This is a genomic window from Mesorhizobium sp. M1E.F.Ca.ET.045.02.1.1 (assembly GCF_003952485.1).
GTDB lineage: Bacteria > Pseudomonadota > Alphaproteobacteria > Rhizobiales > Rhizobiaceae > Mesorhizobium.
In genome coordinates, this window is sequence record NZ_CP034447.1 from 2,628,962 (window position 1) to 2,645,029 (window position 16,068).

General features: G+C 64.2%; 18 protein-coding genes and 1 riboswitch. Of the genes, 8 read left to right on the forward strand and 10 right to left on the reverse strand.

Annotation, left to right across the window (positions count from 1 at the left end; all coding sequences use genetic code 11):
• Positions 1-64 precede the first annotated feature (64 nt).
• The 3 genes from EJ070_RS12760 to EJ070_RS12775 form a co-directional block, all read right to left on the reverse strand.
• On the reverse strand, positions 65-1,057 hold the full coding sequence (locus EJ070_RS12760; protein WP_126091681.1) for a glycosyltransferase family 2 protein: 993 nt from the start codon (positions 1,055-1,057) through the stop codon (positions 65-67).
• A gap of 67 nt (positions 1,058-1,124) precedes the next feature.
• Positions 1,125-1,739 carry a methionine biosynthesis protein MetW gene (metW, locus tag EJ070_RS12765; RefSeq protein WP_126091682.1) on the reverse strand — a complete coding sequence of 205 codons (615 nt, stop codon included), beginning with the start codon at positions 1,737-1,739 and terminating at the stop codon, positions 1,125-1,127.
• Positions 1,740-1,830: 91 nt separating this feature from the next.
• The gene (locus tag EJ070_RS12775) at positions 1,831-3,000 is read right to left on the reverse strand and encodes a homoserine O-acetyltransferase (protein WP_126091683.1); all 1,170 of its coding nucleotides are present in this window, start codon (positions 2,998-3,000) and stop codon (positions 1,831-1,833) included.
• A gap of 92 nt (positions 3,001-3,092) precedes the next feature.
• Positions 3,093-3,170, reverse strand: a riboswitch (SAM riboswitch).
• Between the two features lie 155 nt (positions 3,171-3,325).
• On the opposite strand from EJ070_RS12775, the gene EJ070_RS12780 reads away from it, so the two are divergent.
• The 4 genes from EJ070_RS12780 to EJ070_RS12795 all read left to right on the forward strand — a co-directional run bounded on the left by EJ070_RS12780 (position 3,326) and on the right by EJ070_RS12795 (position 6,255).
• Positions 3,326-3,580, forward strand: a complete 255-nt coding sequence (locus EJ070_RS12780) for a hypothetical protein (RefSeq protein WP_126091684.1) — start codon at positions 3,326-3,328, stop codon at positions 3,578-3,580.
• The gene (locus EJ070_RS12785) at positions 3,577-4,008 is read left to right on the forward strand and encodes a hypothetical protein (RefSeq protein WP_126091685.1); all 432 of its coding nucleotides are present in this window, start codon (positions 3,577-3,579) and stop codon (positions 4,006-4,008) included. The genes EJ070_RS12780 and EJ070_RS12785 overlap by 4 nt, the downstream gene beginning before the upstream one ends.
• A 198-nt stretch (positions 4,009-4,206) precedes the next feature.
• Positions 4,207-5,310 (forward strand): histidinol-phosphate transaminase, encoded by a 1,104-nt coding sequence (hisC, locus tag EJ070_RS12790; protein ID WP_126091686.1) that lies wholly within the window; start codon positions 4,207-4,209, stop codon positions 5,308-5,310.
• 6 nt (positions 5,311-5,316) lie between these two features.
• Positions 5,317-6,255, forward strand: coding sequence for a prephenate/arogenate dehydrogenase family protein (locus EJ070_RS12795; protein WP_189350515.1), 939 nt, complete (start codon positions 5,317-5,319; stop codon positions 6,253-6,255).
• A 3-nt stretch (positions 6,256-6,258) separates the two neighbouring features.
• Here the strand turns inward: EJ070_RS12795 and EJ070_RS12800 are convergent, their stop codons facing one another.
• Positions 6,259-7,206 (reverse strand): sugar kinase, encoded by a 948-nt coding sequence (locus EJ070_RS12800; protein ID WP_126091688.1) that lies wholly within the window; start codon positions 7,204-7,206, stop codon positions 6,259-6,261.
• An 8-nt stretch (positions 7,207-7,214) separates the two neighbouring features.
• The gene (locus tag EJ070_RS12805; protein ID WP_126091689.1) at positions 7,215-8,213 is read right to left on the reverse strand and encodes a DUF2125 domain-containing protein; all 999 of its coding nucleotides are present in this window, start codon (positions 8,211-8,213) and stop codon (positions 7,215-7,217) included.
• A gap of 122 nt (positions 8,214-8,335) precedes the next feature.
• Between EJ070_RS12805 and EJ070_RS12810 the strand changes: the two genes are divergently transcribed.
• From EJ070_RS12810 to EJ070_RS12820, 3 genes are all read left to right on the forward strand, one after another.
• On the forward strand, positions 8,336-8,872 hold the full coding sequence (locus tag EJ070_RS12810; protein WP_126091690.1) for a gamma-glutamylcyclotransferase: 537 nt from the start codon (positions 8,336-8,338) through the stop codon (positions 8,870-8,872).
• Between the two features lie 122 nt (positions 8,873-8,994).
• Positions 8,995-9,942, forward strand: a complete 948-nt coding sequence (locus tag EJ070_RS12815; RefSeq protein WP_126091691.1) for an aldo/keto reductase — start codon at positions 8,995-8,997, stop codon at positions 9,940-9,942.
• A 329-nt stretch (positions 9,943-10,271) separates the two neighbouring features.
• On the forward strand, positions 10,272-10,892 hold the full coding sequence (locus tag EJ070_RS12820; RefSeq protein ID WP_126091692.1) for a LysE family translocator: 621 nt from the start codon (positions 10,272-10,274) through the stop codon (positions 10,890-10,892).
• Positions 10,893-10,895: 3 nt separating this feature from the next.
• On the opposite strand, the gene EJ070_RS12825 is transcribed toward EJ070_RS12820, so the two are convergent.
• Entirely contained in the window at positions 10,896-11,696 is an 801-nt protein-coding gene (locus tag EJ070_RS12825) for a 1-acyl-sn-glycerol-3-phosphate acyltransferase (RefSeq protein WP_126091693.1), read from the reverse strand.
• Between the two features lie 80 nt (positions 11,697-11,776).
• Positions 11,777-12,679: a LysR family transcriptional regulator gene (locus tag EJ070_RS12830; RefSeq protein WP_126091694.1), complete on the reverse strand. Its 903-nt coding sequence runs from the start codon at positions 12,677-12,679 to the stop codon at positions 11,777-11,779.
• A 101-nt stretch (positions 12,680-12,780) separates the two neighbouring features.
• Here EJ070_RS12830 and EJ070_RS12835 point away from each other — a divergent pair, with 101 nt between their 5' ends.
• The gene (locus EJ070_RS12835; protein WP_126091695.1) at positions 12,781-13,398 is read left to right on the forward strand and encodes a pyridoxamine 5'-phosphate oxidase family protein; all 618 of its coding nucleotides are present in this window, start codon (positions 12,781-12,783) and stop codon (positions 13,396-13,398) included.
• Here EJ070_RS12835 and EJ070_RS12840 read toward each other — a convergent pair.
• From EJ070_RS12840 to ftsE, 3 genes are all read right to left on the reverse strand, one after another.
• A complete protein-coding gene (locus EJ070_RS12840; RefSeq protein ID WP_126091696.1) occupies positions 13,388-14,140 on the reverse strand; it encodes a YdcF family protein in 753 nt (250 codons plus the stop codon). The genes EJ070_RS12835 and EJ070_RS12840 overlap by 11 nt on opposite strands.
• A 159-nt stretch (positions 14,141-14,299) precedes the next feature.
• Positions 14,300-15,289, reverse strand: coding sequence for an ABC transporter permease (locus EJ070_RS12845; RefSeq protein ID WP_126095729.1), 990 nt, complete (start codon positions 15,287-15,289; stop codon positions 14,300-14,302).
• Positions 15,282-15,941 carry a cell division ATP-binding protein FtsE gene (gene ftsE / locus EJ070_RS12850; protein WP_126091697.1) on the reverse strand — a complete coding sequence of 220 codons (660 nt, stop codon included), beginning with the start codon at positions 15,939-15,941 and terminating at the stop codon, positions 15,282-15,284. The genes EJ070_RS12845 and ftsE overlap by 8 nt, the downstream gene beginning before the upstream one ends.
• Between the last annotated feature and the right edge of the window lie 127 nt (positions 15,942-16,068).

Below are 16,068 nucleotides of genomic sequence, written 5' to 3' on the forward strand. Positions count from 1 at the left end.
AAGGTCAGAGCGAATTTCCCCAAAGTCAGGCAGTTTGAATGCAACACTTGCAGGCGATTTATTCTCAACTGTGCCCGACGAAGTCAGGCACGGTTTCGATCTCGTCGCGAACGAGGCGGGCTGCCAGGCTGAATTGGCCGAAAAATGCCAAGGTATAAAAGGCCAGCCCTACCGCCAGCGAAAACGGAATCTGCCAAGGCGGCATGCCCGTCTGCGACGCATGACTTATCACGCGTCGTGTCGTGCGCCACGACATGGTCCCCCATCGGCTGAACGACTTCGCGATCCGCTGGCTGCGGTTGGGGGCATGAAGCGCGACGAATTTCCGGTCGGCGTCCCTGCCGGTCACCAGCGCGCGCCAACAAAAGAACCGCCAGCCCCGCGGCGAGTAGTGATAGGCGCGCGCATCGACATTGACGATTCTATGACCCTCGCGCCAAAGCTGATGCATCAGCAGCGTGCAGGACACCTTGAAGCCGTTGTGTGCCGGGAACGGATGGCTGGCAATCCAGTCGCGTCGAAAGGCAACGTTGTTGGCATTGATCGCACGTTTCGAAGCAAACCTTTCGTCCCCCTGGGCCATCGGGAAGAACCAGATCAAGGCGAAGGTCCGCGAAAAGAAATCGTCGTACGAAAGGTAGGTATGGCCGTTCACGCAGATGGGTTCGGCATCGTGAAAGGGCGCCAGCAGGGCTGAGAGCCAACCCTGCTGGGGAACCGTGTCGGAATCCATGAAGACGACGATTTTTCCTTCAGCCAAACGCACGCCATGGTTCTTGAGTTCGTAGTACCGGCCGCTGGGGCAGGCCGTGAAGGTCACTTCGGCTACCTGTGTCAGCTGCGGCGCTTCTGCCTCGATGCGGCTTTGCAACGATGAGGTGTCCGCATTTTGTCCGGCATGAGAGATAACGACTTTCGGTCTGGCGAAGCCGGTTGAGGAGACCACAGCGATCTCGCGCGCCAAGGCGGTCAGCCCGACGCCCATCTCGTCCCAGTCTATGAACTGGGCATTTTCCATCTCTACGACAATTGAATAGGTTGGACGTTTGTCGACCATCGTTGCGCAATCAGTTTGCCTGAGCCATATCGCTATAAGGCTCTGGGCCCCGCCGTCAACGATGAGCCTATCGCCTCAACAAAAACACCGCTTGCTGGCCGAAGAAGTTCCAGAACCACCAGGGCATCGACAGACCGATCTTCTGGCCGTTGGCGTCGAGCGCGGTCGCCTTCTCGACGGTAGCGCCAAGCTCCTCGCACAGATTGACGAAGTCGCGGATGGTGCAGAAGTGGATGTTCGGCGTGTCGTACCAGGAATAGGGCAGGTCCTTGGTGACCGGCATCCGGCCCTTGATCAGCAGCGAGAAGCGCACCCGCCAGTGGCCGAAATTGGGGAAGGAGACGATGGCGCGGTTGCCGATCCGGAGCAGCTCGTCGAGCACCAGCTTTGGATTGCGGGTCGCCTGCAGGGTCTGCGACAGCACGACGAAATCGAAGCCCTTGTCGGGGTAGAATCCGAGATCCTTGTCGGCATCGCCCTGGATGACGCTGAGGCCGCGCGCCACGCATTCATTGACGCCGCGCTGCGACAGTTCCATGCCGCGGCCGTCGACCTGCTTGGTCTCCTGCAACAGCTCCAGAAGCACGCCGTCGCCCGAGCCGACATCGAGGACGCGCGAATTCGGCGGAATGAGATTGCTGACGACGTCGAGATCGACGCGCTGGGCGCGGTTGACGCTCATGGGCACACTTCCGATCTTTGTTTTGATGCATGTCGCTCTCCCAAAACCGCTGCGCACTTTTGGGTGAGATGCATCAGGGATCGCGAGCCGCTCACAGGCTGAGCCCCCTGGCGCGGGCTGCGGAGGCAATGAAGCCGTGGATGGCCGCGAACAGTTCCGGCTCGTCGAGCAGGAAGGCGTCGTGGCCGCGATCGGTCTCGATCTCGACGAAGGAGACGGAGGCGCCGGCAGCATTGAGCGCATGGACGACCGAGCGGCTCTCTCCCGTCGGGAACAGCCAGTCGCTTGTGAAGGACACAAGACAAAAGCGTGTCTTGGTGCCGCCGAAGGCATCGGCCAGGCGCCCGCCATGGTCGGCGGCGAGGTCGAAATAGTCCATCGCGCGGGTCAGATAGAGATAGGAGTTGGCGTCGAAACGATCGACGAAGGTCATGCCCTGATGGCGCAGATAGCTTTCGATCTGGAAATCGGCGTCGAAACCGAAGGTCAGCGCCTCGCGGTCCTGCAGGTTGCGGCCGAATTTGCGATGCAGCGCTGCTTCCGAGAGGTAAGTGATATGCGCCGCCATGCGCGCCACGGCGAGCCCCTTTTCCGGGCGCCTGCCGAAATCGAGATATTTGCCGCCGTGCCAGTCCGGATCGGCCATGACCGCCTGCCGCCCGACCTCGTGGAAGGCGATGTTCTGCGAGGAATGGCGGGCGCCGGTGGCGATCGGCAGCGCCGAGAACACGCGCTCCGAATGGCTGGCGGCCCATTCCAGCACCTGCATGCCGCCCATCGAGCCGCCAAGCACGCAAAACAGCTTCTCGATGCCGAAATGGTCGACCAGCATGAGCTGCGCGCGCACCATGTCGCGGATGGTGATGATCGGCAGGTCGAGGCCATAAGGCCTGCCTGTCGCCGGATCGGTCGAGGCGGGGCCGGTGGAGCCGAGGCAGCCGCCGATGACGTTGGAGCAGATGACGAAAAAACGGTTGGTGTCGATGATCTTGCCGGGACCGATCAGCACCTCCCACCAGCCCGGCTTGCCGGTCACCGGATTGGTGTTGGCGACATGCTGGTCGCCGGTCAGCGCGTGGCAGACGAGGATGGCGTTGGAACGGGCGTCGTTGAGCGTGCCGTAGGTCTGGTAAGCGATCTGGAAGGGCGACAGCACCGTGCCCGCATCGAGCTTCAGCGGCTTGTCGGGGCCGAGCTGCAAAACCGGGCTCGACGGATGGTCGGCCTCGTTGTTGGTCCTTGCAGCGCGCTGAGCGGCCATCCCATTCCCCATCCAGTCCGCATCGACTTCACAGATGCGGTGTCCGGCCGGCAGCGGACAACAAAAAACCGGCTTGCCTTCGCAAAGCCGGTTACAGGTTGCAAACGGCCCTTTAGCGAATTGTTTAACGTGGCTGCAAGCCGACCGGCCAAATCACCACGGAAGTTCATTGCTCTTCTACGTCTGCGGAATACGAACGTCAACGGCAGCGGTATGGCGCGCCAATCTTGCGTAATTTGCGCAGATTACATATAATAGGTTAGCGGCTATCTGCACGATCTATTTCGGTCGCTTGACCGCTCTCTGGCATCAGATGGAGGCAGACATGCCACGCAACACCGCAGTTCCAGCGAGCGATTTCGCCCGAAATTTCGCGAAGTATCAGGACGAAGCCATCGCCAAGAAGGTCATCAATGTGACCAGTCATGGCCGGATTGTCGGGGCGTATCTCTCTGCCGCCGAATTCGAGCACTACGAATTGCTGAAGCGCCGCGAGCGCGAAATCCTGATCGTGGGCGAGTTGGATGAGGACACGATCGCCTCCATCGAGACTGCCGAATATGGCGTGGAGCCGAAGTGACGCTGCCGGTTCCAAGGCCGGGTCTCGTCATTCGCTATAGTTTTCTTTGGAGCACTGAACACGACCGTGGCGATGTCGAAGGTGCTAAGGATCGCCCTTGCGCGATCGTTGTCGCCACGCCCCGTGAGGCGGATGGTCACATCCGCACGATAGTGGCACCGATTACGCATCGCCCGCCATCCGATAGTTCCGCATCGATCGAGATTCCGCCGGCGGTATGTCGGACCCTTGGCCTCGACGGCGGCCGGCATTGGCTGCGCCTTGATGAATTGAACCGTTTCCTTTGGCCCGGCTATGATGTTCGACAGCGTTCCGATGGCAGCTATGCCTATGGAATGCTACCGCCGGCTTTGTTCGACCAACTGCGCCGTGGAATCCTGCAACTCCAGCAGGCGCGCAAAGCCCGGGTTGTCAGCCGCGACGATTGACGCCGGTACTTGGCTAAAAGCGCATCGCGCTGAAACGGATACACGCGCTACGCTTTAAGCCTTTGTTTTTGATGCATGTCGTTGTCTCAGAACCGCTGCACACTTTTGGGCGACATGCGGCAGACCTCTCGACATTGCCAGTCACGGCCTGTATTCCCGCTGCGGCCCAGAATAAGGCCTTCTCGACGGATTTGTGACATGAAGCAGGATCAGCCACGTCCGACGCCCCGCGCGGGTATCATGGACATCGAGGCCTATGTGCCGGGAAAGAGCACCGCGCCCGCCGGCGTGACGAAGGTCTACAAGCTGTCGTCCAACGAGAATCCGCTCGGGCCCTCGCCGAAGGCGATCGAGGCCGCGCGCGAGGTGGCGGCGAAGCTCGACGTCTATCCCGACGGCTCCGCCCGCCGGCTGCGCGAGGCGATCGCCGAGGTGCATGGCCTCAACCCGGCAAACATCATTTGCTCGAACGGCTCCGACGAGATCCTGGGCCTCCTGGCGCAGACATATCTGGCGCCCGGAGACGAAGCCGTGTTCACCGAACATGCCTTCATGGTCTACAAGATCTACATCCAGGCGGCGGGCGCCAAGCCGGTGGCGGTCAAGGAAACCGACGAGCGCGCCGACGTCAACGCGATCCTGGCCGCCGTCACGCCGCGTACGAAAATCGTATTCCTTGCCAACCCCAACAATCCGACCGGCACCTATGTGCCGTTCCAGGAGGTGCGCCGGCTGCACGCGGCGCTGCCGAAGAACGTGCTTCTGGTGCTCGACGCGGCCTATGCCGAATATGTGCGGCGCAACGACTACGAAGCCGGCATCGAGCTGGCGGGCAGTTCCGAGAACGTCGTCATGACCCGCACCTTCTCCAAGCTCGGCCTCGGCGGCGCGCGCATCGGCTGGATGTATGGGCCGGCGCATATCGTCGACGCGATCAATCGGGTGCGCGGTCCCTTCAACGTCAACGCGACCGCGATCGAGGCGGGGATCGCGGCGATCCGTGACCGCGCCCATGTCGAGCGCAGCGTGGCACACAACGAGAAATGGCTGGCCTGGGTCAGCGAACAGGTGACCCTGCTCGGGCTGCGCGTGACGCCCAGCGTCGGCAATTTCGTGCTGATCCATTTTCCCGACGACAAGAGGCATTCGGCGGCGGCCGCGGACGACTATCTGAGCGCGCGCGGCTATATCCTGCGCCGCGTCACCGGCTACGGCTTTCCCAACGCGCTGCGCATGAGCATCGGCACCGAAGAGGCCAACCGCGGCGTCGTCGAAGCGCTGACGACTTTCCTGAAAAGCTAGAGCACCATGACATCACCGATGTTCGAAAGAATAGCGCTGGTCGGCATCGGCCTGATCGGCTCGTCGCTCGCCCGCGTCATCCGGCGCGAGGGCCTGGGGCGCCATATCGCCATCGCGACGCGCAGCAAGTCGACCCTCAAGCGAGCCGAGGAACTCGGTCTCGGCGATTCCTACACGACCGAGGCCAAGGAAGCGGCGCGCGACGCCGATCTCGTCATCGTCTCGGTGCCGGTCGGATCGTCCGGCGCGGTCGCCGCCGAGATCGCGCCGGCACTGAAGAAGGGCGCGATCCTCACCGACGTCGGCTCGACCAAGGCCTCGGTGATCGCGCAGATCGAGCCGCATGTGCCGGAGGGCGTGCATTTCATCCCCGGCCATCCGCTGGCCGGCACGGAAAAATCGGGGCCGGATGCCGGCTTCGCCGATCTTTTCGACAACCGCTGGTGCATCTTCACGCCGCTGCCGGGCACCGACCCGGAGGCGCTGGAGAAGCTGTCGGAGTTCTGGCGGCGCTGCGGCTCCAACATCGACACGATGGACCCGCAGCATCACGACATGACCTTGGCCATCGTCTCGCATCTGCCGCACATCATCGCCTACAACATCGTCGGCACCGCCGACGACCTGGAATCGGTGACCAAGACGGAAGTCATCAAATATTCCGCTTCCGGCTTCCGCGACTTCACCCGTCTGGCGGCCTCCGACCCGACCATGTGGCGCGACGTGTGCCTGCACAACAAGGACGCGATCCTGGAGATGCTGGCGCGCTTCTCGGAGGATCTGGCCTCGCTGCAGCGGGCGATCCGCTGGGGCGACGGCGAAAAACTGTTCGACCTCTTCACCCGCACGCGCGCCATCCGCCGCTCGATCATCGAGGCCGGCCAGGACATCGACGTGCCGGATTTCGGACGCCAGGCGGTCGAGCACCCCGACATCAAAACCTGAATCTCAGCAGCCTTCACGGCTCTGTTGCGCTGGCGGCCGGTGGGCCGCCATCATCGCCAGCGTTTCGGCCCGGTCAGGGGCGCCGAGCCGGCCGCCGAAACGCAGGCATTTGAGCGCGGCGGCGGCGCTGGCAAAGCGCAGCGCCTTTTCGGGCGGCATCGCTTCGGCAAGGCCGACGGCAAAAGCACCGTGGAAGACGTCGCCGGCGGCCAGCGTGTCGACAGCCTTGACCTTCGGCGCCTCGACATGTCGGACGCGGCCGCTTTCCCGGTCATGCCACCAGGTTCCGGCAGCGCCTCCGGTCACCGCGACAAAGGCGTCGGTGCGCGAAGCAAGATCGGCGCAGGCGCTTTCCGGGTCGAGCGCGTGGCCGCAGACGATGCGCGCCGCAGGTTCCGAGGCGACGATATGCGAGGCTAAAGGTAAGAGCCGCTCCAGCACCTCGACCGGTGCTGTATCGGCGTCGAGGATCGCCGGACAACCCGCGTCCCGGGCTGCCGTCAAGGCAAGTGCGGCGGCGCCCGGCCAGCGCACATCCACCAGCACGGCGTCGAAGGCGGAAAGATCGGCAAGCGGCAGCGTGTTTGGGTCGGCCTGAGCTTGTCCGTCGTAGAACGGCACGATCATGCGCTCGCCATGGGCATCGACCAGGATCGCGGCCAGCGCCGAGCGCGCGCCGGCGACGCGGCGGACCAGGCTACAGTCGACGCCTTCCGCCTCGATCTCGGCAATCAACCGGTCGCCGACTGCATCGTCTCCCGCGCTCGCCCAAAGCGACACGTGGGCGCCGAGGCGATGCGCGGCGCAGGCGGCGCTCGTCGCCATGCCGGAGGCGATCTGGACGCCGTCGCTGGCGATGAACTTGCCCTGATGCGTGGGAAGCTGGTCGACGCGCAGGATCGTGTCGAGGGTGAATGCGCCGACGCTGAGCAGTTTGACCGGGCCCGCCATTGCAGTCCTTAATCGACCGGCTTGATCTTGCCGAGCGGGATGAAGCCGAGCGAAGCCTTGCCCTTGACGACCTTGAGCGGCATGGACGGCTCGCTGCCGAGCATGGCAATGCCGGCAAAGCCCTGCTCGATCTCGCTTTTATGCTCGGGAATGGCGCCGGCAAGGATGGCCGCCACCGCCTTGGGGTCCTTGAGCTTGATCGTGAGATTAGCGTCGATCAGGCCTTCGGCGTCGACAGAGATTGGCCCGGACACCGTCAGGCGCGCCGTCCCCGACGACAGGTCGAGCTTGGCGATGTCGACCGACTGGCCGCGCAGGCTTTTCGGCGGCGCCGCGATCAGCGCGACGCCATTCTTCACTGTCGCCTCGCCGCCGCCGTCAAGCGCCGGCAGCGCTCGCCCGCCGATCGCGTCGGCGTCGATCTCGAGATCGGCGAAACTGCCGGTATAGGTCACATCCTGGCCCTTGGGTTCCAACTGCCCGGCGGCCCTTGCCGCATAGAACAGCTCGGCCGGATCGGAATCATCTGCCGGGTCGGTCTGGCCCGACAATCCTTCGGCCTGCAGCGAAACGCGTCGGGGCAGGGGCCAGGACAGCCTGACCGTCGCGTGCAGCTTGTCCCAGTCGATCCAAAGCGGCGGCATGCCTGGCGCCAAGGTTCTGAGTGGTCCCCTGACATCGGCCGCCGGCGACAATGGCTGCGTGATCTGGGCGACGGCATTGAAGTTGCCGGTGGAGGCGGCGATGTTCTTGGCGTCATCCTGATAGGCCAGGCTGTCGCAGGAGACAGTGAAGCTCAGCGGATAACCGCTGACGGCAAGGTTGGCGCAGCCGGCGGCGATGCCTTTGGCCTCGAGTTTAGCCGATGCCTGGTCGGCCTCGGTCTTGACCCGGCCGGCGAGGTAGAACCAGCCGGCGCTGTAGAGCGCGAACAGCACCAGGATGAACGCGGCAAGCCAGAACAGCCGGCGGCGAGGTTTGCGCGATCGCTCGTCACTTGACGTCATGCTGCGGCTCTCGTTACCCCTCGTGCAGCGAGCGGGCTGTTAATTCCACGCACAACAGCGGGGACAGAAGAAGCACCTTACTGGTGCGATGTCGTCACTCGAGTGCGATCAGGCTTGGCGATATGGGCGATTTTTGGGTTTTTGGCTATGGGTCGCTGATCTGGCGGCCGGGATTCGCACATGTCGAGACGCGGCGCGCCCGTCTTTACGGCTATCGCCGGTCGCTTTGCGTCTATTCCTTCGTGCATCGCGGCACGCGTGAAAGACCGGGCCTGGTGCTGGGCCTCGACCGAGGCGGCTCCTGCATCGGCCTCGCCTTTCGCGTGCCCGGCGACTTGCGGAACGAAGTGCTTTCCTATCTGCGCGAACGCGAGCTGGTGACCAACGTCTATCTCGAACGCATGCTCGATGTCCGGCTCGATGGGAACGCGGCGGGAGGAGGCCGAACGGTCGAGGCGGTCGCCTACATCGTCGATCGCGCGCATGAGCAATATGCCGGCGGCCTCGACGCCAGCCATGCCGCGGCAGTCGTGCGCGGCGCCGTCGGTCAATCGGGCAGGAACGAAGACTATGTCTTGAGCACGCTCGAACACCTGGAGGCGCTTGGCATTCGCGACCACTGGCTGGAGCAGGTGGGGCGGCGGGTAGCGCCTTCGTGACGGCCTGGCCCGATCAAAAAGCAAAACCATGCCTTTGACCTCGGCAGGGCACGACCTAGCTTATCGGCAATCCATTCCCCCCTTGGGCGTTCCGGCCCATCCCAGCATCACGGAGATCAATCTTGCAGAAACGCCGTCTCGGTCACACCGACCTTTCCATCGCGCCGCTGGTTCTGGGGGGCAACGTGTTCGGCTGGACCGCCGACGAGAAGACGTCCTTCGACCTCCTCGACCGCTTTGCCGAGGCCGGCTTCAATGCCGTCGACACCGCCGACGCCTATTCGCGCTGGGCTCCGGGCAACAAGGGCGGCGAATCCGAAACCATCATCGGCAACTGGATGAAGAGCCGCGGCAACCGCGACAGAATAGTCGTCATCACCAAGGTCGGTTCCGACATGGGGCAGGGCAGGCGGGATTTGTCCGCGGCCTATATCGAGAAGGCGGTCGATCAATCGCTGAAGCGGCTGCAGACCGATGTCATCGACCTCTATTTGTCGCATTGGCCGGACCCGGCCACGCCTTACGAGGAAACGCTCGGCGCCTATCAGCGCCTGCTCGAAAAGGGCAAGATCCGCTATCCGGGCTGCTCCAACCTCGATGCCGGGCAATTGCGCGCGGCGCTCGACGTCGCCAGCTTGCGGGGCCTGCCTCGTTATGAGGTGCTGCAGCCCGAATACAATTTGTACGACCGCTCCTCGCTGGACGGCGCGCTGCTCGACCTCTGCAAGGCGGAGGGCCTGGGCGTCATCACCTATTTCAGCCTCGCCAAGGGGTTCCTGAGCGGCAAATACCGCGGCAAGGCCGATCTCGGCCAGAGCGAGCGCGGCGAAGACGTGGCCGAATATCTCAACGAGCGCGGCATGCGCATCCTCTCCGCGCTCGATGCCGCGGCCGGGCGCCACTCGGCCAAGCAGGCGGAAGTGGCGCTTGCCTGGATCATGGCGCGCCCAGGCATCACCGCGCCGATCGCCAGCGCCACGACATCCGCCCAGATGGACAGCCTGATCCGCGCCGCGTCGCTCAAGCTTTCCGCCGATGACATCGCCGCGCTCGACCGGGCCAGCGCCTAAGGCGTGCTGATATTCAGGTGATGCCGGCCTGCAAATGCCGGCTTCCTGCGCTTCCGGCCTTCGCCGGCCGAAGCACTCGTGAGTGGTGTGGCAGTTAAGGCTACGGCCGGCGTAGGCCGGTGCTCACGTACTTCAAGTACGCTCCGCTCCGGTTCTCGGAACCCGCCCAGTTTGGTCGCTTCGCGCCCGTCTTCGACTCCGGCTCGGCCTGACCTGAATCTCAACACGCCTTAACCCTTAGGACCGTAAGGCGACGCACGATCATCCAAGACCTTGCGGGGAACCCCGCGATAATTCCTGCCGTATCGCGGCAGGAATTGGGGTTCGGCATGGCCGGAGTAAATCTGTCTGGAGCGCAGCCCTGGCAGCAATTGCTGGCTCTGGTGGTTGCGGCCGCCGTCGTCATGGGCAGTCCCGGTCCGGCGACGATCAGCGTCACCGCCATTGGGGCCGCCTTCGGGCTGCGGCGCTCGCTGCGCTACACCTCGGGCGTGGTTCTTGGTACGGTCGCCGTGCTTCTCATGGTGGCTGTCGGCCTGGTCGGCGTGCTCGCCTCGATGCCGGGGCTGACGCCTTTGCTGACAGCCGCTTCGGCCGCCTACATCCTCTACCTTGCCTTCAGGATCGCGACGGCGCCGCCGCTTGCCGAAGGAGGAAACAAGGCGGCGCGTCCCACCTTCGCTGGCGGCTTCATGCTCGCCGTCGCCAACCCGAAAGCCTATGTGGCGATCGGCGCCGTGTTCGCCGGCGCTTCGGCGCAAGGCGATGTGCTCGGCCTGCCGGCCAGGCTGCTGGTACTGGCAGCGATGATCGTCGCCATCCATGTCGTGTGGCTTCTCGCCGGAACGGTTTTCGCGCGGCTGCTGCGCAATCCGCTGGCGTCGCGGGCTATCAACCTGGTTTTCGCGGCGACGCTGGTGCTGACCACCGCCTTGGCGGCGATGCCGTGAGGGTCAGGCTTTCGTCGTTGCCGCGGTGCCAAGTTCCGCCAGCCGCTTCACCGCCGTCGGCGGCAGAGGCGGCGGGTTCGGCGCGCGCGAGGCTTCGACCAGCAGCTCGTCGCAGGCGGCTTCCGTCTCGCCGATCAGCCGCTGCATGAATTCCTCCTTGTCGAGCCCGGGCGGGATCGGCGGCAGGAAGCGGGCCTTGATGGTGCCGGGGAAACGCAGGAATTTGCGGCGCGGCCAGTAGAGGCCGGCGACATGGGCGACCGGCACCACCGGGACGCCGAGCTGGGTATAGAGCTCGACGATGCCGTATTTGTAGGAGGGCTCGGCGCCCGGCGGGCGGCGGGTGCCTTCGGGGTAGATGATGAGCTGGCGGGGATTGCGCGCCATCTCCGCCTTCGTGGCGGCAACGACCGCCTTCAGCGCCTTCGAGCGGTTGCCGCGGTCGACCGGGATCATGCGCATCTTCATGATGTACCAGCCGAAGAAGGGGATCCAGGTCAGCTCCCGCTTCAGGATGTACAACGCGTCGTCGAGATAAGGAAAAAAGGCGATCGCGTCCCAGAAGGACTGATGCTTCGGCGCCAGGATGAAAGACCCGTCGGGCAGGTTCTCGACGCCCGTGATTTCGCTCCTGGTGCCGGCGATCTTGTCGTAGAGCCACATCGACGTGCGCGACCAGAATTTCGGCACGAACCAGGCGCGGTGGCGCGGCGACAGGAAATAGAAGGGCGTCCAGAAGATCATCTGGACGACCAGGCTGAGATAGAAGGCGAGGTTGAACGCCAGCGAGCGGATGTAAAGCATGCGGGAAAGGGCCCGGTGTGGAAGTGTGCGTTGGTTACACCAAGCGCGGGCAAAAAGGAAACGGCGCGGCGGTCGCGTCTCTACAATGACCGCGCCAGCCGCTCCTTCAGGCGCGGCGCTGCGAAATCGAGGAAGGCGCGCAGCTTCACCGGCAGCAGGCCCTGGCCGGCATGCACGAGATTGACCGGCCATGGCGGCGGCTCGAACGACTCCAGCACCACACGAAGCGTGCCCGCGCGGACGGCGGCATCCGCCTGATAGGACAGCACCTTCGTCAGGCCGAGACCGGCGATCGCCGCGTCGATTGCCGCCTCGGCGGTGTTGACCCGCAGCCGTGAGCGGACCGGGACCGCGATTTCGCTTTTGCCGCTGACGAAACTCCATGTCGCGGGGGAGGCAAGCCCTTCGAAGGTTATGCAGTTGTGGCCCGCGAGATCGCGCGGTTCGATCGGCGTGCGGTTTCCGGCGAGATAGGCCGGACTGGCGCAGACGATGCGGCGGATCGAGCCGATGCGCTTTGCGACCATGGCTGAATCCGGCAGCTCGCCTATGCGCACGGCGAGGTCGACATGTTCCTCGACCAATTGGATGATCCGGTCGGACAGCGTCAGGCGGATGTCGACGTCGGGATAGGCGTCCAGAAAAGCAGTGACGACAGGCAGCACATGCAGGCGGCCGAAGACGACCGGCGCGGTGACGACCAGTTCGCCGGTCGGGTTCGTATATTCGCCGGCGGCGGCGCGCTCGGCCTCGCTCACCTCGCCAAGGATGCGGCGACAAGCGGCCAGATAGGACTGGCCGGCGTCAGTCAAAGCGAGCCGGCGCGTCGAGCGGTTGAGCAGGCGCGTCTTGAGGTGCTTCTCCAGATCGGAAAGCCTGCGGCTGACGGTCGCCAGCGGCATGCCGGCGCGCCGCGCGGCGGCGGAAAGACTGCCGGCCTCCACTGTGGCGACGAACAGGGACATGGCGTCGAGGCGATCCATGATTCTTCCATAAAATGGAAAGATGGATTGCAAGTATGCCCTCTGCATCCGGATCGTGGAAGTAGCTAAATGCCATGCCAGTTCGTCCGAGGAGCGCCGCCATGAATGCCTTTACCAGCGATGTGGCCTTCACGCCCACCGTCAAGGCGATCCAGTCCCGCAAGGGGTCACGCGAGGCCTATGCGCGCGTCGAGGAGCGCGGCGGCTGGCGCGCTACAATCACGCCCGATCTCGCTGCCTTCATCGAGGCGCAGACCAGCGTGTTCCTGGCGACGGCCAATGGCGAGGGCCAGCCCTATATCCAGCACCGCGGCGGCCCTGCCGGCTTCCTCAAGGTGCTGGACGAGCACACGATCGGCTTTGCCGATTTTTCCGGCAACCGCCAGTTCATCACTCAGGGCAATTTGCAGGACAATGGCCAGGCCTTCCTGTTCCTGATCGACTACATGCTTCGGCAGCGCATCAAGATCTGGGGTAAGGCGCGCGTCGTCGAGGACGATGCGGCGCTGACGGCAAGGCTGATGCCGGCAGACTACAAAGCGCGACCGGAACAGGCGATCCTGTTCACGGTCAGCGCCTGGGATGCCAATTGCCCCCAGCATATTCCGCAGCGCTTCGAGGCGGCGGACGTGGCTGCGGCCCTTGCCGAACGCGACCGGCGCATTGCAAGCCTCGAGCAGGAAGTCGCGCGCCTGCGTGGAGGAGCAGCTACGGGATAACGTGGCTCGGCTGCTTTTCGTCCTTGGCCACCGAGGCTTCCGCGAGCGTGATGCCCTCGGCGCTTGGGCGCAGCGGAACGATGCCGCGCGCCAGCGCCAGCACATATTTGCTGTATTCGGTGAGCAGCACGCGCAACGCCTCCGGCTTGGTCAGCCAGCCGCCCTTGCCGAGATTGGTGTTGACCACCGGATAGGGTTCGAGCCTGGCGCCATGCAGCAGTCGGCCCATCTCGAGCAGGCTTCGCGGCATGTGATAATTGTTGGTGACGAGGATGACGCTGCCATAGGCGTGGCTTTCCACCCATTTGGCGCTTTCCTCGGCGTTGCCGACCGTGTCGAGCGCGGCTCGGTCGATGTCGACGCAGCAGGAGAACAACTGCTTGTCACCGCCCATCGCCGCCTGCAACTGACGGCGGCTGGCCGAGGGGTGGACGCCGCTGATCAAGAGCCGCTCGCCCTTGCCCGACGCTAAGAGATCCATCGCGGCGTCGAGCCGCGACTGGCCGCCGGTAAGCACGATGATGGCATCGGCCTTGGCCGGATTGGCCGGCGTCGTCATGTTGGAGACCTTGTCGGCAAACCACCCGAAGCCGCCGGCAAAAAGCGCCAACAGGGCAAGCACGAAGAAGCAGCAGATACGAAGCGCAAACCTGAGACGACCGGGCCTGGCGGGCACGGCGGCGCGCGCAAGCGCCGCTGGCATCCGTCCAGCCGTCCCGGTCGAGTCCCGCGCGTCCATCATCCCAGGTTAATCCTGAAACATCCTATGGTTAACCCTGAAATGCGGCCTTTGATAGATAAGGCGGCGCACATTGCGTTACGGCAGTTGCCCACTCTGTGATCGCTGTCCTGCCTGTGCTTTCAAACCGGCTTTCGTTTTGTCCTACCGGTCGGATCATGATCAGCCCGCCTCCGGCTGGCGGATGTCGATGTCGCTGAGATAGGTGACGACCGTGACATGCGAGGTCGCCGCCGTCAGCGCGCCGATCACCAGCACCATCAGGCCGACGCCGAGATAGCCGGTGGAGCCGATGGCGAAATTGCCGAACAGCGCGGTCGCCTGATCGGCCTCAGGCGTTGCCATGTTGCGCGACGACCACCAGGAAAAGACGATGAAGACGAGAATGGCGGCAGCGCCTCCGGCGGCGGCGCCCTTCATGCCGGTGACCAGGAAGTGCCAGCGGAATTCACGCGCGATGAAGCGGGCCTCGGCGCCGACGAAATGCAGCACTTCGATGATGTGCCCGTTGCCGGCCATAGCGCCGCGCGTGGCGAACACCACCGTCAGCACGGTCGCCGACAATATCAGCGCCAGAACGGCAAAGCCGATCGTTACCGTCGTATGTGCCATGGCGACCAAACGGTCGACCCAGGTGCGATGGTCGTCGAGCGCAGCGCTCGGCAGCTTGGGGGTGATCGCGGCGCGCATGGCGGCGAAGTCGGGCGGGCTGGCCTCGTCGATGGTGACGACGATGAGGCGCGGCACCGGCAGCTCATCGATGTTGAGGCCGGTGCCCAGCCACGGCTCCAAAAGGCGCGCCGTCGCATCGCGGTCGACGATCTTCGTGCCCTTCACACCAGGGAATTCGCCTGCGATCTGCGAGGCCTGCGCGAGGGCTGCCTCCATGTCGAGGCCTTCGACCGGCTTGATCTGGATCGTCGCCTCGCGCGAGATCTGGTTCTCCCACACCGAGGCGGTGTCGCGCACCAGCGTCACGGCGCCGAAGGTCAGGCAGGACAGGAAGGTCATGATGGCGATGACCAGCACCAGCGCCCGGCCGGCGATGTTCTGCGCCGGCACGATCGGCGCCATCTTGCGCTGGACGCGTCGCATAGTCGGCATCGTCTCGACGGCTTCCTCGTGCAGGTGATCGGCCGGAAGATCAGTCATAGACATCCAGCCTTCCGCCGGCGAGAATCATGCGTCGCGCATCGACCTGCTCCATCAGGCCAAGGTCGTGAGTGGCGATCACCACGGCCGTGCCCAGCCGGTTGAGCTCGATGAACAGCCTCAGCAGCCGGCGCGCCAGCGGCGGATCGACATTGCCGGTCGGCTCGTCAGCCAGCAGGATTTCCGGCTGCTCGATCAACGCCCGCGCGATCGCCGCGCGCTGCTTCTCGCCGCCGGACAAGACCGGCGGCAGCACATGCATGCGGTCGCCGAGGCCGACCCATTTCAGCAGTTCGGTCACGTCGGTGCGATAGCCTGCCTCCTCGCGCCCGCGCACGCGCAAAGGCAGCGCGACGTTCTCATAGGTCGTCATGTGGTCGAGCAGGCGGAAATCCTGAAACACCACGCCGATGCGGCGCCTAAGCAGCGGCAGTTCGCCGCGTGAGATGCGCGAGCGGTCCTTGCCGAAAATGGTGATCAGGCCGCGCGTCGGCTTCAGCGACATGAAGAGCAGGCGCAGCAAGGTCGTCTTGCCGGCGCCGGAGGGGCCGCTCAGGAACTGAAAGGAACGCTCCGGAATGTGCAGGGAAATGTCGCGGAGGATCTCCGGACCCATGCCATAGCGGAGGCCGACATTTTCAAAGCGGATCACGTTCGGCGACCTGAAACCTTGGGCGGCGTCCTGCCAGCCTGTTCTCTACAAAGACCATCGGCCGGCATGGTTAATCGCCGGTTAATTTCGGTTCGTTTTCGACGTTTCACGGCTGTTCCGGTGGGGA